11 protein-coding genes are annotated in these 15546 nt (G+C 36.8%); all 11 read right to left on the bottom strand.

Translation table 11 applies throughout. From position 1 onward, the window contains the following. Positions 1-241 precede the first annotated feature (241 nt). Positions 242-1633, bottom strand: a complete 1392-nt coding sequence (locus BUC16_RS08520; RefSeq protein WP_073369790.1) for a UDP-glucose 6-dehydrogenase — start codon at positions 1631-1633, stop codon at positions 242-244. 61 nt (positions 1634-1694) lie between these two features. Then, complete coding sequence (locus tag BUC16_RS08515) at positions 1695-2675, bottom strand: SDR family oxidoreductase (RefSeq protein ID WP_073369788.1); 981 nt, start codon at positions 2673-2675, stop codon at positions 1695-1697. Between the two features lie 27 nt (positions 2676-2702). Continuing rightward, positions 2703-5168, bottom strand: a complete 2466-nt coding sequence (locus BUC16_RS08510) for a polysaccharide biosynthesis tyrosine autokinase (RefSeq protein ID WP_073369786.1) — start codon at positions 5166-5168, stop codon at positions 2703-2705. Positions 5169-5181: 13 nt separating this feature from the next. Further along, positions 5182-5970, bottom strand: a complete 789-nt coding sequence (locus BUC16_RS08505) for a polysaccharide biosynthesis/export family protein (protein ID WP_073370225.1) — start codon at positions 5968-5970, stop codon at positions 5182-5184. Positions 5971-6217: 247 nt separating this feature from the next. Further along, positions 6218-6838, bottom strand: a complete 621-nt coding sequence (recR, locus tag BUC16_RS08500; protein WP_073369783.1) for a recombination mediator RecR — start codon at positions 6836-6838, stop codon at positions 6218-6220. A 280-nt stretch (positions 6839-7118) separates the two neighbouring features. Further along, complete coding sequence (locus BUC16_RS08495; RefSeq protein WP_073369781.1) at positions 7119-9503, bottom strand: GumC family protein; 2385 nt, start codon at positions 9501-9503, stop codon at positions 7119-7121. An 8-nt stretch (positions 9504-9511) separates the two neighbouring features. Next, positions 9512-10306 (bottom strand): polysaccharide biosynthesis/export family protein, encoded by a 795-nt coding sequence (locus tag BUC16_RS08490; RefSeq protein ID WP_073369779.1) that lies wholly within the window; start codon positions 10304-10306, stop codon positions 9512-9514. A gap of 763 nt (positions 10307-11069) precedes the next feature. After that, positions 11070-12494 (bottom strand): undecaprenyl-phosphate glucose phosphotransferase, encoded by a 1425-nt coding sequence (locus BUC16_RS08485; RefSeq protein WP_073369777.1) that lies wholly within the window; start codon positions 12492-12494, stop codon positions 11070-11072. Between the two features lie 281 nt (positions 12495-12775). After that, the gene (locus BUC16_RS08480; protein ID WP_073369775.1) at positions 12776-13534 is read right to left on the bottom strand and encodes a glycosyltransferase family 2 protein; all 759 of its coding nucleotides are present in this window, start codon (positions 13532-13534) and stop codon (positions 12776-12778) included. Then, on the bottom strand, positions 13534-14499 hold the full coding sequence (locus tag BUC16_RS08475) for an NAD-dependent epimerase/dehydratase family protein (protein WP_073369773.1): 966 nt from the start codon (positions 14497-14499) through the stop codon (positions 13534-13536). Before BUC16_RS08475 ends, BUC16_RS08480 begins: the two co-directional genes overlap by 1 nt. A gap of 16 nt (positions 14500-14515) precedes the next feature. Next, positions 14516-15544, bottom strand: coding sequence for a glycosyltransferase family 2 protein (locus tag BUC16_RS08470; RefSeq protein WP_141226107.1), 1029 nt, complete (start codon positions 15542-15544; stop codon positions 14516-14518). Between the last annotated feature and the right edge of the window lie 2 nt (positions 15545-15546).

Genomic DNA, 15546 nt, shown 5'->3' with positions numbered 1-15546 from the left:
TCATCTTGATTTTTGTTTTTGAAATCTTGTTTCAATCCCGATGCCATAATCCTAATTTCTTTTTTTTTGCAAAATTAGTTCAAAAGTAATGGAATCCATTTACGGTTTTCCTCATTTTGATGCTGTCTTGGATGCAAAAAAATCCTTTCTTTTGTAAAACACTCTAATCATGATTATTGCATTTTCAAAAAAATATTCTTAAAAACAATTCCTTGTCTTCAAAAAGGGATTGTTTTTAATTTTATGCCCCTATGCCTTGGTAAATAAATCCAATTTTCTTTAGCTCAGAAGCATTCAATATATTCCTTCCATCAAAAACAAAGGCTGGTTTTTGCATTCCATTGTATATTTTTTGCCAATCGTATTGGGCAAATTCATCCCATTCGGTCAGTATGGCTATGGCATGGACATCCTTGCAGGCTTCATAAGGATTTTCAAAGGATTGAACGCCTTCTTCATTTTTTTTGGAAGACCTGGTTTCCAAATAATCCAAATCGGCCAATACTTTTTTATGGGAAACCTTCGGATCATATACGGCAATTTTTGCCTGTTCGCCAATCAAATCATTGGCCACATAAATGGCAGCTGATTCCCTGGTGTCGTTGGTGTCTTTTTTGAAAGCCCAACCCAAAAACGCAATTTTCTTGTCGGCCACGGTGTTGTAAAGAGTTTGCACAATGCCATTGGAAAACCGTTTTTTCTGGTGGTCATTCATGATGATGACCTGTTCCCAATAATCGGCCACTTCATTTAATCCGTAAGATTTGGCGATGTACACCAAGTTCAAGATGTCTTTTTGAAAACAAGAACCTCCAAATCCAACGGAAGCTTTGAGAAATTTTGGTCCTATACGACTGTCCATTCCAATGGCTTTGGCCACTTCGTTGATGTTGGCACCCGTTTTTTCACAAAGTTCAGACAAGGCATTTATCGAAGAGATTCTTTGTGCCAAAAATGCATTCGCAGTCAATTTCGACAATTCCGACGACCATACATTGGTGGTCAATATTTTTTCCGGAGCAACCCAATTCGAATAAACATCCACAAGAGCCTGGATGGCTTTTTGACCTTCGGCAGTTTCGTCGCCACCAATCAAAATTCGATCAGGATGCAACAAATCTTCAACAGCAGTTCCTTCGGCCAGAAACTCTGGATTGGAAAGAATTTGAAACTGGACTCCGTTTCCGGTATTGTCCAAAATACTTTTGATGGCCTCGGCAGTGCGCACGGGCAAAGTCGATTTCTCGACCACAATCTTGTTATCTTTGGCAATTTTGGCAATTTGTCGGGCACACAATTCGATGTATTTCAAATCGGCTGCCATTCCTTTTCCTTTTCCATAGGTTTTGGTGGGCGTGTTTACCGATATAAAAATAATTTGGGCTTCGTCTATGGCCTTGTCCACCTCGGTTGAAAAAAAGAGGTTTCTTCCCCGGGCTTCGGCAACCACTTGGCTTAAACCAGGCTCGTAAATCGGGATGTTGTTCACATCCTCGTCATTCCAGTCCGCAATTCTTTCTGCATTCAAATCGACTACAGTGACTTGAATCTGTGGACATTTCTGTGCAATAATAGCCATTGTTGGTCCTCCAACATATCCTGCTCCAATGCAACAAATTTTTGTGATCTTCATTATTTTTAATTTCAATTTGCAAATATATCTATTTTCCGTTCCAACGCGATGAATTGCGTCACTACAAATGTTTCCAATACCAATCTATGGCTTCCTTTAAACCTTGCTGCAAAGAAAATTGAGGATTATACCCCAACAAATTTTTTGCTTTCTCGATACTTGCCAAAGAATGTGGAATATCGCCTGCCCTGTTGGGACCGTATTCGATGGCAACATCCGCTATTTTTGGATTATAAGCCGACAGGTATTCCTTTAAATAACCCACCAAATCATTCAGGCTGTTCCGGTCGCCATAAGCCGTGTTAAAAACCGTGTTGACTGCATCCGGGTTTTGGGTAATCATCGCCAATTCATTCATCTGGATGACGTTGTCTATATAAGTAAAATCACGAGAATAGTTGCCATCGCCATTGATTAAGGGGCTTTCGAGCTGCATCAACTGCATCACAAATTTTGGAATGACGGCGGCATAAGCTCCTTTTGGATCTTGTTTACGTCCAAAAACATTGAAATAACGCAAGCCAATGGTTTCCAATCCATAAGTTCTACTGAAAATATCCGCATACAATTCGTTGACATATTTCGTTATGGCATAAGGCGAAAGCGGTTTGCCAATCACGTCTTCCACTTTGGGCAATCCTTGAGAATCCCCATAAGTTGAAGAACTGGCAGCATATACAAATCGTTTAATCTTGGCATCACGGGAAGCGGAAAGCATGTTCAAAAATCCCGAAACATTGACGTCATTGGTGGTAATGGGATCCTTGATGGATCTTGGCACGGAACCCAAAGCGGCTTGATGCAAAACATAATCCACGCCTTGAACTGCATTCTGGCAATCCGACAAATTCCGAATATCGCCTTCTATCAAACTGAAATAAGGGTGATTTATAAAATCTTTTAAATTGTGTCTGTGTCCTGTTGCAAAATTATCCAAACAAGTCACCTGATGCCCTTTGGACAAAAAATACTCGCAAAGATTGGAACCTATAAATCCCGCTCCACCGGTTACAAGAATTGTGCTTTTTGTTTCTTCTTTCATTCTTTCCTTTTTTAAACAATTGGCTTGTTACACTTGTTTTTTTCGAAATTTTTCCATTATTTTTCCGAAAATAGTTTTGGGCTTGTCGTCGTCATGGTATCCGTTAGAATACGTTGTAGAACCGTAGCCATAACCATATCCGTAGCCATAACCAGCGCCATATTTGGCCTTGTTCTGGAATCCATTCAAAATAATGCTGGTATTGTTGAGTTCACCACGTTTTATCCTGTTGTTGAGCAAGGTAATCATTTCTTTCTTGGTAAAATTCTGTCTCACAATGTATAAAGTAACATCGCAATACTGTGCCAACTCCAAGGCATCCGAAACCAAACCAACCGGCGGCGTATCCAAAATAATATAATCATATTTATGCTTGAGCTCATCGATCAAGTCCTTCATTCCATCACTCATGATCATCTCGGCCGGATTTGGTGGAATAGGTCCCGAAATAATAACATCCAGAAAAGGAATATGGGTGTGATTGATGATTTCATCCACCGTTTTTTGTTTGATGAGATAATTCACGACACCTACTTCATTGGTCAAGTTGAATTCATCGAACAGTTTAGGTTTTCTCAAATCCAATCCAAGGATTACGGTTCTTTTTTCGCTTAAGGCAAAGACCGTGGCAATGTTCAAAGAACAAAATGTTTTTCCTTCACCACTGACCGAAGAGGTAATCATAAGCGTTTTGGCTCCATCCAATTTCTGCTGTTTGTATAAAAATTGCAAGGAAGACCGAATGGCCCTGAACGATTCCGACAAGGCGGATTTTGGTTTTTCAAACACGGCCAAATCCGATTTTTCATTACTCAACCCAATAACGCCAATCAATGGAATTTGGGTTAATTTACTGATGTCTTCCGTGTTTTGTATGGAATTATTGATAAAGAAAATACCAAAAACAAAGAGTAACGGAATCAATAATCCCAGAAACAAAGCCAACACGTAATTTACGGAAGTTTTAGGTCCCACAAGTCCGCCTCCAATATCTTTGGCAGGGTCGATAAAATGAATATCCGACAAATTCGCCGCTTTCACGATATCTGCTTCACTGCGTTTTTGCAAAAAAGTACTGTAGATATTGTCACTTAAATCATATTTTCTTTTTATTTTTATGAGTTCCTGCTGGTCTTCCGGAAGCTGTTTCATAGTGCTTTCCACCTCATTGATTTTACTTTCGACCAAAGCCAAATCATATTGCAGGGCTGATTTGGCAGTGGCAATATTTTCCAATAAAACTTTTTTTACGGCTTCCATTTGATTGTCGAAATCCTTGAATATTTTTTCGCTTTTTACGGCATAGGCCATTTCGGATCTTTGAGTGGAAAGCGAGATTAATTTAGACACATTCACCACAATATTGGGATCATCGATTCCAGCCACCGATGGAGCAGGAAGCTTGGAATAATCCACGCTGTTTTTCAAATAAGCCTTCAGGGAATTATAATAGGCCGTTTTACGGGTAATCTCGTCTTTTTTGACATCAAACTCCAGAATCTTTCCCGAAAACTTGGAACCTCCTTCTTCAATATCATAGATGTTTTTACCGCTTCTAAACGATTTTAACTCGTTAGTAGTTTCTTTTAATTGGGACTCCATTGCCACAAGCGTACTGTCGATAAATTGTATGGTGTTGGTCGCAAATTGGTTCTTGCTGTCCAACTGTCTTTTGATTAGCATTTTGACCGTGGAATTCAAATATTCGACCATCCTGGCTTTATTTGTTCCCTGCATTCCCAGCGTAATTATGGAACCTCCTTTGTCGTCTGACTTCACGTTGATTCCCCTATAACCCGAAACAGTGCCGTCGAAATCATTAAATTGTACAAAATATTCATTTCCCTTGTACAAACCTGGATTGTCTTTTATCTGCAATTTCCAATTCAAAAAAGGCAAAGAAACGGGCTCACCCACTTTATATCTTTTGACAAAATCGCCAACGACCACCGCAGTATTGCTATATGAATTATCGGAATAGGAAATCAAGGATACAGAATTCCCCGCAAATGGAATCCGAATTTGGTATTCGTTTTCGCTCAAAAATTTGATTCCAATCAAAGTCCCCGCAAGTTGCCCCTTGGTTTTGTCAATATCCACATAAAAAGGCACGGCACCATAAACATCCACCAAATTGTATTTTCCCTGTGCCAAGTAACTGATGTAATATTGTAATTTATCCACAACCAGCTCGTTATGGGATCGAGATTGCAGGGTGGTGGAAATCGTTTGGACTTGGTCTGAAGTGCCTCCCCAATTGAAAACCAAACTGGTATTGGAAGTAAACAAAGGGTTGCTTTCTTCTTTAACAGAGATTAGCGTCTCCATTGCGTATATTTTTTCCTTGCGGATATTCACTTGATAGGCAATAGTGAAGGTAATGGCCAAACTCAATATAAACCATTTCCAATAACTACCGATTTTTAATAGAAACCCCTTAAAATCAAATCCTGACTCGGCTTCAAAAATAGAAAAATCTTTTATATCTAGCATTTGTGGATTTGTATTATAAATTTAAGAGTACTATGGCTGTGGTTACCAAAGAAATTAAAGTAATGATGGTGCTCAATGACTCTATACCTGTTTTACCGGTTCCCCAAGTTTTCTGTTTCAATGGTTTTACATAAATATAATCATTGGGTTGCAAATTGTAATAAGGCGATTGCATCACGTTGATATCAGTAAGGTCGATGTCGTGCATTTCGGTTCCAGAAGGAGATTGGCGAATAATGGTCACCGCTTTCCTGTCCCCCGTTATGGTAATATCTCCTGAATTGGCGATGGCTTCCATAATATTGACGTGATCCTGGAACAAGAATTTGGTCCCCACGCTTCCCACTTCACCATTGACAGTATATTTAAATCCGGCCAATCTTACAATAACAAAAATATTGGCTTCTTTTTTAAAATACTCGTCCAGAAGTTGTTTCTCGATTTTCATTCTTAATTCGTCGACCGTAAAACCAATCGCATTAATTTCGCCCAAAACCGGTATCCTGATATTCCCGTGATCATCTACCGTGTAACCAGAAAAATACAAAGAAGAACCCACATTGTCTGTCTCCCCTTTATTGGTGGGGTTGAAAATAGCGACTAATTTGGGATCATCCGCTTTAATGGTAATGCTCAAAACATCATTGACCTGAAGTCGGTAAGGCTTTAACATAACCTCCGATATGGGGGCAGTTGCCTCTGTTCCATTTTTATTCTGAAGATAAATAAGGTCTTTCGTTGGAATACAGGAAACAAAAAAAACGCTCATTCCCATCAATATACAGCGTAAAAATTTTTTCATGTTCAATTTTTTCAACAAATATAGTTTTTCATTCATCAAATTAAAAATATCATCATCCATTAAATGGATTAATTCTTTTTTCTTTGAAAGAATCTTTCAAATAGGACGCACAACTATAACTTTTCCCAAAATCCGTTTTAATCCGTGTCTTCGCTTTAGCGAATCCGCATCCATCCGCGTTCCAAATTACACATCACTAAAAAAACACCAAAATCCGTTTTTCATCCGTGTCCATCTGCGTCCCAAATTAATTATTTTTAAAAAAATTCTCAAAGGGTACTCTTTGCAAAATACTTCTGCCCAGCGTAACTTCATCGGCATATTCCAATTCGTCACCAACGGATATTCCCCTGGCAATGGTGGAAGTAATGATGCCACAATCCTGGATTTGTTTGTAAATGTAAAAATTGGTGGTATCCCCTTCCATTGTGGAACTCAAGGCAAAAATTATTTCACCGACAGCCCCTGATTTTGCTTTTTCTACCAGCGTATTGATGTTCAATTGGCTGGGGCCAACGCCGTCAATTGGCGATATTTTCCCACCAAGAACGTGATAAATCCCCCTAAATTGCCCCGTGTTTTCGATAGCCATAACATCGCGAATATCTTCCACGACACAGATGATTTGGTGATTCCTTTTGGCATTGGTACAAATCTCGCAAACGGCCATATCGGAAATATTGTGGCAACTCACGCAAAATTTGACTTCTTCCCGCATTGTCGTCAGGGCCTGTGTCAAAAATCCGGTTTGCTCCTTGGGCTGCTTCAATAAATGCAATACCAATCGCAAGGCGGTTCGTTTGCCAATTCCCGGCAATTGTGCCATTTCGTTGACCGCTTTTTCCAAAAGTTTTGATGAAAATTCCATAAATGCAAATGTAGCAATTTGTTTAGAAAGGATTAATTGGTTAGGAAAAGTTTAATCGATTAATTGAATATAGAAAAACGGCATTGACAGTTCGAGCGCAGTCGAGAACCATTACGGCATCACTACTTTAGCCAGTCTTGAGCGAAATTGAAAGACTCTATCTGACAAAAAAGAATTAGTTTTTTTTGTAATTTCCAAACAGTATAAAAATTCCCTTCTCGATTAAACGAATAAACAATTAACCATTTAAACAAAAAAAGAGGCTTTCGCCTCTCTTTCTTTACTTGCTAAAAACCTTCTTGTACCAAGGCATTTTTTTAACCGTGACACCATAGCCATATCCATAACCATAACCCTTCTTGGTTTCGGCATCATTAAGCAACAACGCCATATTGGGTAGTTTCTTTTCCCTGTACAAAACTTCCGGTATGTGGAGCATTCGTTTGTCCAAAACATTGGCGCGTACCACATAAACAAAAGTATCAGCCTGTTTGGCAATAATCAAGGTGTCCGACACCAAACTTACAGGAGCCGTATCCACAATGATGAAATCGTATTCCTTCTTGAATTGTACAAAAAGCTCATCCACCTTTTTACTCATCAGCAACTCGGTTGGATTTGGCGGAATGCTTCCCGGAGGAAGCACGTACAATTGCTCAAATCCTTTGTGTTTAAAAATATAATCTTCAATCTTTACATTACTGGACGACAAATAATTGGTCAATCCCGCACTGCTAGGAAGATCGATGTATTCATTCAGTTTTGGATTACGGATATCCATTCCTATTAATAAAACCTTTTTTCCCGAAAGCGCAAAAATACCGGCTAAATTAACCGACAAAAATGTTTTTCCTTCCCCGGATAAGGTCGAGGTAAACAAAATGGTTTTGGCCTTGCCTTCCGGAACCTGGTTCAACATAAAGTCAAGGTTCATTCTTACAATTCGCATCGCTTCGGCAGTACTGGAACGACTGCTCGTGTCCACAATTTCGTTCGGCGTTTCCGATTTTGGAACTTCTCCCAAAAAGGGTATGCTCAACTTACTGGTAATTTCAAAACGACTTTTCACCTTGGTATCCAACAAATCCATCAAGTACAAAATTCCAAACGGAATAAGAAGCCCCAGCAGCAAGGCAGCTAGATAAATCATTGATTTTTTAGGAGAAACCGGTATTTTCGATGCTTTGGCGGCATCAATCACTCGAGCATTAGGCTCCGTTGCTGCCAACGAAATGGCTGTTTCTTCTCTTTTTTGCAATAAATACAAATACAATTCTTCTTTTACTTTTTGTTGGCGGGCAATGACCCTGAACTGCCGCTCTTGAACCGGAATATCGCCTATCTTGTTGTCTAGCAAGCCTTCCTGACCTCTTAAGTCCCTTTTTTGTATGTTCAGATTGGCTTGTAACCTGCGCAAACTTTCCGCTATGTTCGTTTTCAAGGAAGCCAGCTGTTGATCCAACTTGACAACGGTTGGATTTTCTACCGTGGCCGACTTCAATATGCGGTTGCGTTCCAAGACCAATTGGTTATAGGAATCCATCAAGCCGGTTTCTTCTCCTTTTGCCGAAATCATGTTGGTGGGCAATAAATCAGAATTATTGCTTTTTTTGATAAAATCCAGCATCGAAGCCACCATATTCAATTGAATCTCCATTTCCACCCTTTTCTTGTTGTACTCACTGGAGCCTTCAATAAAAAGTTTGGCTTCGGTTTCAATATCGGTAAGTTTATTCGAGGTCTTGAAATGCTGCACATCCTTCTCTACCCCATCCAACTCTTGCGTAATCAACAACAATCTGTTGGCTACAAATTTAGAGGTGTTTTCCGAGATATAACTCTTGTCGGCAGCAGCATCTTCATTGTAAACCCGAATCAAATTATCCAGAAAATCTTCAGCCCTTTCGATTACGGGATCCATTATGGAAATCTCGACCACACTGCTGGTCTTGCTGATCGGATTCACGTTCAAACGTTTCTGGAAACTTGCCACTACCTTTTCAAGAGGGTTTACAATAATATTGATAGGTCTATCATCAACCTTGCTTACATATCTTTTTTCAACAGCCTCCGTAATAATTAAATCCCCGTTTCTAGTGGAAATGATTTCTCCATAACGAAATTCATTTTTATTACTTAAAATTATCGGAACACTAGCTTCTTCTCCGGATTCACCAACCAATTTAAAGATGTCTGGCCTTAATCTCACAAACTCCAAACTCATTTTATCCGTATAAAACGTTGGTTTGGTGTTTAAAAAAAGTACTTTAATTGGAGCATCCTTGTATATCTCTACATCTCTTACATTTCCTTTAACAGTCATTGAAATATTCAACACCAACTTCTTGACTGTTCTTTCGACCAAGGTTCTCGACTTCAAAATTTCAACCTCATTGTCCAGATTATTTTTCATTCCACCGCCCAATCCCATATCGGCAAAGGCGGATAATTCGGAAAGCATACCTCCTTTTTTTTCATCTTTGACCAAAATAGTGGTACTGGCCTGATATTGGGGCGTGGTGTATCTTAAATACACATAGGCTATGCTAACACAAAGACAAACCGCCAATAAGAACCATTGCCAATGATCCAGATAACGTTCTATAGCTTCTCTTAAATTAAAATCTTCGTTTTGTTCTTCGTCCGAGTAGTTGTTTAAATCCATATAAAGGTTTAGTTTTTTGCGGTAACGATTAAGGTAACCAAAGTGATCAACAAAGAGGTTACAGAGATGATAACCCCTGTATTGGCCCCCACTGCCGCCCCGTTAATCCTGGTTTTATTGGGTTCAACATAAACCACGTCATTCTGGGCCAAGTAATAAAAGGGAGAATGGATAAAATCGGCCTTGGTGATATCAACCCTATTGTACGACTTTACCCCATCTATTTCTCGAATAATTAAAATATTGTCCCTTTTTCCGTAAACAGTTAAATCACCTGCCTTACTTATAGCTTCAATTAGGGTAATTCTATCGGAAGAAACTGGATAAGTACCTGGTAGGGTGACCTCTCCCTGCACGGAAACCTTGAAATTCATAAGGCGAATATTGATAATCGGGTTCTTGATGTATTTGGCTATTTTACTTTCCAATAGCTGCATCAACTCCGTACGGGACAAACCTCCCACTTTCAATTTACCCAAAACCGGAAAATCAATCGTACCACCAGCATCCACCAAATAAGACTGCATCGTTTCCTGTCCTCGTGATGCATTTATACTGGTTGCGGAAGGGACACTGATAGTACTCAAATTAAAAGGAATGGCGGTTTCGGGATCATCGGCCGACACGATAATCATCAACAAATCATCGGGTTGAATTTTGATTTCATACGAATTTGAGTGCTCTGGAGGGGCCAAACCATCTATGTTTTGATAATACACCAACTCAGCTCTTGGCTTGCAAGAAAACAATAGAAGGACAAAAAGAAAAGGGATTGTTTTTTTTACTAAAAAAATAATTTTCATGGGATGTAATTTGTTTTTTTAATTGATCCTGATAATGTAATCAGGAAGGGCAGAAATTGAACTGTTGTTTTAATTAACAGGTATACTTTATTTTTAATTGTTTTCAAAAAAATGATTATTTTTCTTTGTAAAATCTTGCTCTACTACACCGATTGGACTCACTGAAATGAACTTTAATTTTAAACCATATAAAAAACTATCTTGTTTCGACGACAAATATAGACAATACAACTTGACAATTCAAAGTTAAATAAAGCAACTAAACTTTCATTTTTAATATAGTCCAGTAAATGAAATTCTATTTTTTCTCTTGAAGTTTAACCACGAAGCACTTAGTCAAGAAATGGCATAAAAAAACAATTTCATATTTTTATTTAACGTTTTTTACTTCAGAAGTTATACTATTTAGTCATAGAAATTAGTCTTATGTGAGTTCGAGCACTTCATCCTGAGCGAAACAGAAGGGCAAGAACCACAATAACATCACGACAACACTCAATGTTAATGTTATTAGACTATCTTCTTTTTGTCTTAAGTAAGGATTTGTTTGTTCAGGCATCACACTTCTAGGCATAATATATAGAAAACTCTAACATTTTAAATTTATCGATACAATTTTGAATAATAAATCTATCATATTATTATCCAAAATCGGAGAGACTACCAAAAGTATCAACTTATAACACCTTCCAAGCCGAACAATTTAGAGACCAATCAACTGATATTGATTATAACTAAACTCTAATGAATACTGAACACTGATCTAAAACGCATTCTTGTCTCCTTGAAACACCTTCACGAAGGTATTCCACACAATCTTGACATCCAAGAGCAAACTCCAATTTTCGATATACCAGATATCATGTTCCACACGGCCTTCCATATCGGCGAGCTCTTTGGTTTCACCACGATAACCATTCACTTGTGCCCAACCCGTTATACCCGGCTTTGCATAATGACGCACCAGGAAATTGTTGATTAATTCCGAATATTGTTCCGTATGCGACAACATGTGCGGACGCGGACCCACCACAGACATATTCCCCAGTAGTACATTGAAAAATTGCGGTAACTCGTCCAAGCTGGTCCTGCGCAAAAAAGCTCCCACTTTCGTTATGCGGGCATCGTTTAGACTAGCCTGCACTTTATCAGCAACATCATTTACGTACATTGTACGAAATTTAAAACAAGGAAAGGATTTATTGTCCCTTCCTGAGCGCTCCTGTACAAAAAAGACAGGTCCAGGAGAATTTAGTTTAATCAGGATTATCAGTATAGGGAACAGCCATGAAAAGACAAAAACAATAACAAACAAGGAAAAACAAAAGTCAAATATTTTTTTTGTAATGCGATGCAATGGTATTTCCAGCGGCTCTTTGCGTAACATCAGTACAGGAACATTTCCATTCCCGTAAAATGAAATTTCCACTCTGTTGGACTTGGTGTATTGCTGAAAATCTGGAATGTACTTGATCCGAACCATATAGCGCTCACAAAGTGCGGTAAGCTTATTGATTACTTTAATTTTGCTGATGTGTAGCGCCACGTACATTTCATCAATTTTTTGGGAATTCAAATAATCTTCAACATCCTCAAATCGACCCAAAACAGGAGCCTTCAGCTCGGTCTCTGAATCGGTTTCATCATCAAAAAATCCCATCACTCGGTACCCATAAGTCAGGTCTTTGGACAATATTCTGTTCATACGCTCTCCTGTGGCATTCGCCCCCACTATGACCACTTTTCTAAAGTTAAAGCCTCGAGACCGAACATATTTCAACATTTTCATAAATAGTATGCGAAAGCTAATCAGTAAAAGAAAAAAAGTGGAATAGAAATAAACCATTCTTAAACGAGATATTTCATCATAATCCAAAACAACAATAAACAAGGCAATAACGGCTAAGTGAATCATCAACATTCGGATGGTTCGGTAGAGGATTGCTTCAATGCGTTCGGTTCGGACTATCCTAAAGGAGTCCTTGTATAACAACAATGAAATCCAGAAGACATTAGATAAAAAGGACAGAGCTTTGTTTCCTTTAATATCAATCATTTGAAAATTCCCATAAAGTAACAAAAAAGAAATAGCTATAGACGTATTCAACAACACCAAATCCCAAACCAGAAAACCAAGCTTGAAATAGCGGGAAAAACGGTAGGTAGCAAGTATTTTTAGAAGTGACATATTAATTTAGGGAGACTGTTTGTTATTTATTGTTTGTTACCCTATTATTGGATAATTGCAAAATTAGCTATTTTTTTGACACTGATTTTACGGTTTTACACATTTTCGGAAATTCAATTTCAATTCTTCAATATATTTATTGAAATTTGGTAAAATAGAAAAATTAGACACTCTGGTTTGAATTATGCAACTATTGAAGAATTTAACAATCAAATTAATTACAAAAAATGTATCTTAACTTAATGTGCAGTTTTTATTCGTATATCCAAAATAGGATTATTCTAATATTTGACAAAATAAGGTTTTAAATATTGCGGTATTTTCCGAGCAATCTTTAAAAACAAGGTTATTTTCCCCCATAATTGATAGTGGTTAATAATTGCTAAATCTTCTGTTGACTTTCTTTTTTGAAGATTGGCAGATGTACTTTTACCTCCTAAACGCATCTTGACTACCCATTCATTTAAAAAATGTTTCTTTAATTGTGGATTGACAAACCAGCGCAATGATATTTCATAATCACTGGCAATAGTATATTGGGTATCGTATAAACCGTACTTTTCGAAAACTTCACGTTTAACGTAGATAGTAGTATGTAACGGAATTCTTCCAAAACATAAGTCTTTCAACTCATAGGGTTTGGAACCATAAACCCGCTTTACTTTATTCACATTATTTTTCACTACATACATTCCATTGGCATAGACCAAATCTGCTTTGGATTGCAGAAAGGTATCTACCACTTTTTGTACAGTAGTTGTTTCATAAAACAAATCGTCAGAATGAAGTATTCCTACAATATCTCCAGTACATTGCCGAATCCCTTTGTTGAGTGCTTCATACAAACCTCCGTCTTTTTCTGAAACATAATAGGCAATTGTATCTAAAAAGGGAAAAATTTGTTCCTGTGTACCATCAGTAGACCCACCGTCGATTACGATATGTTCAATATTAGGATACGATTGACACTGCACTGAACGGAGACATGTTGTAATGGTTGTATGGTTGTTAAATACTATGGTAATAATGGAAACTTTCATTAGTTCTTCATACCTCCTATCCAAACAATTGTTCTTTGAACTCCTTCTATTCTTGAAATAGGTAAACCTTGAGCAATTTTTAAAATTGGCTTCAAATCATGAACATTGTCTGTTGTCATATTTTTTAATCGAAATGAAGTCATTGGAAACTTAATTCCAATCAACTTCAAAAAATCACCACACCAACCAGCTAGCTTAAACAACGAATATGGTATCCTTGGTATTTTTATCCCAATAGATTGCGCTATTTCATCTGCCCATTCAGAAATATTATATGCAGGAAAATCTCCTAAATAAAACACTTTTTTATTTATTTTTTCAGGTATTGCATTTATTATGGCGATAATCTGAAATACAGTATTATCAATATACCCATAAGTTTTTGAACACGCTTTTGAACCCATATGAAAATATTTTTTTGACATCACGATTTTAAAAAAATCTGCATATGGCTCACTAAACCAAGGACCCCAAATTGAAGTAGGTCGAATTATTGTCCATGTGAAATTAAGTTCTGTCGATTTAATTATTTTTTCTGTTTCAACTTTACTTATTCCATATATTGTATGTGGTTTGTAATCCTCATAATTTTTAGGAATATACCCTGGTTCACAAACATACATAGACGATGCAAAAACAACACTTTCCAAAGATTTTAAATTATTCAAAATCTCTATTAGATTTGATACACCAAGCGTATTTGTATCATAATCTTCAATTGTTTTACCATTTAAATCGGTACGTGCAGCTAAATGTATTACAATATGTGGATTAAAGTCTTTAATAGTTTTTTCTAATAATTCCAAATTTCTAATATCAACAGCTTTCCATATTGAAATATGCGATTGAATCTTGGGTCTTGCAATATCTAGATTCAGTATTTCATATTGATTCGAAAATAATATATTTTCAATTAAGTTTGTACCAATGAAACCCGAACCTCCTGTAATTAATAACTTTTTCATATTTCACTAATACCGCTTATTGAACTCTTTTATACAAATTATATGGCAAATATAGTAAGTAATTAAATATTGGAAATGGAAGTCTCAATAGTTTTGACATAACACCATAATCAGTAAATACATAAAATTCTCTAGTGTTCAATCTATTATACATAATTTTCTTTTTAGAAATAGTGTCCGAGTTATTTATAATAAATAAAGCAACATTAAAACGATGAAATGTAATAAATGAATTAGCTTCCTTGAAGATTTTATCATATATTTTTGATTTAGAAATCATTAGTGAAATTTGTTCAAGAACATATGTAAAGGAAGATATATTTGATTCTCCATATGATGAACTAATTGCAGAATTATCCCTAATAATATAAAAATAAGTTGTTTCTGGTAACGAAACCATATTTTTTGCACATAATGCTAATCTAAAAGTCCATAAAATATCTTCAGCACGAATAATATCGGGAGGAAAGAACAACTCATTGTCAATAACAATTGTTCTTTTTATTAACTTATTACAAGACGTAAAACTCCATTCCTTTTTAAGATACGATTGAACAATTCCGACATTCTTTTTTTGAAGAAATTCTGAACTTGCTTTATGAACAGTACGACTCCCAATAATTTTATGACCTGAAACAGTAAAATCAGCATTGTATTTTATTGCAGCTTCATAATGTAGTTGAATACAATTACTGCTTAACTTATCATCAGAATCCATAAAAAAAATAAACTCACCGGTTGCTTTGGATATTCCGCTATTTCTTGTCATGGAGACTCCACTGTTTTTATCCATTTTATAAATAAAAACATCATTTTTCCGCCAATGAGAATCTACAATTTTCTGGACAACATCCATACTGCTGTCAGTTGAACAATCATCGACAAAAATAAATTCAATATTTTCATACGTTTGATTTAGTGCTGATAATATTGAATCTGTAACACATTCAGCTACATTAAAAATTGGAACAATAATTGACACATGATACATATAAGAGGTATTATTAATTTGATATAGTATTACTGAAATAATCCATTTGTGCAAAC

Origin of the sequence: Flavobacterium fluvii (assembly GCF_900129545.1) — a bacterium.
GTDB classification, from domain to species: Bacteria; Bacteroidota; Bacteroidia; order Flavobacteriales; family Flavobacteriaceae; genus Flavobacterium; species Flavobacterium fluvii.
The sequence above is the reverse complement of the archived record's forward strand: the minus strand, read 5'-3'. Positions and strand labels throughout refer to the sequence as shown.

Excerpts from the sequence above, each read along its gene's own strand:
- BUC16_RS08505 (WP_073370225.1), bottom strand. The coding sequence starts at position 5,970 with ATGAAAAAATTTTTACGCTGTATATTGATGGGAATGAGCGTTTTTTTT.
- BUC16_RS08485 (WP_073369777.1), bottom strand. The coding sequence starts at position 12,494 with ATGTCACTTCTAAAAATACTTGCTACCTACCGTTTTTCCCGCTATTTC.
- BUC16_RS08520 (WP_073369790.1), bottom strand. The coding sequence starts at position 1,633 with ATGAAGATCACAAAAATTTGTTGCATTGGAGCAGGATATGTTGGAGGA.
- BUC16_RS08480 (WP_073369775.1), bottom strand. The coding sequence starts at position 13,534 with ATGAAAGTTTCCATTATTACCATAGTATTTAACAACCATACAACCATT.
- BUC16_RS08490 (WP_073369779.1), bottom strand. The coding sequence starts at position 10,306 with ATGAAAATTATTTTTTTAGTAAAAAAAACAATCCCTTTTCTTTTTGTC.
- BUC16_RS08510 (WP_073369786.1), bottom strand. The coding sequence starts at position 5,168 with ATGCTAGATATAAAAGATTTTTCTATTTTTGAAGCCGAGTCAGGATTT.
- BUC16_RS08495 (WP_073369781.1), bottom strand. The coding sequence starts at position 9,503 with ATGGATTTAAACAACTACTCGGACGAAGAACAAAACGAAGATTTTAAT.
- BUC16_RS08515 (WP_073369788.1), bottom strand. The coding sequence starts at position 2,675 with ATGAAAGAAGAAACAAAAAGCACAATTCTTGTAACCGGTGGAGCGGGA.
- recR (WP_073369783.1), bottom strand. The coding sequence starts at position 6,838 with ATGGAATTTTCATCAAAACTTTTGGAAAAAGCGGTCAACGAAATGGCA.
- BUC16_RS08475 (WP_073369773.1), bottom strand. The coding sequence starts at position 14,499 with ATGAAAAAGTTATTAATTACAGGAGGTTCGGGTTTCATTGGTACAAAC.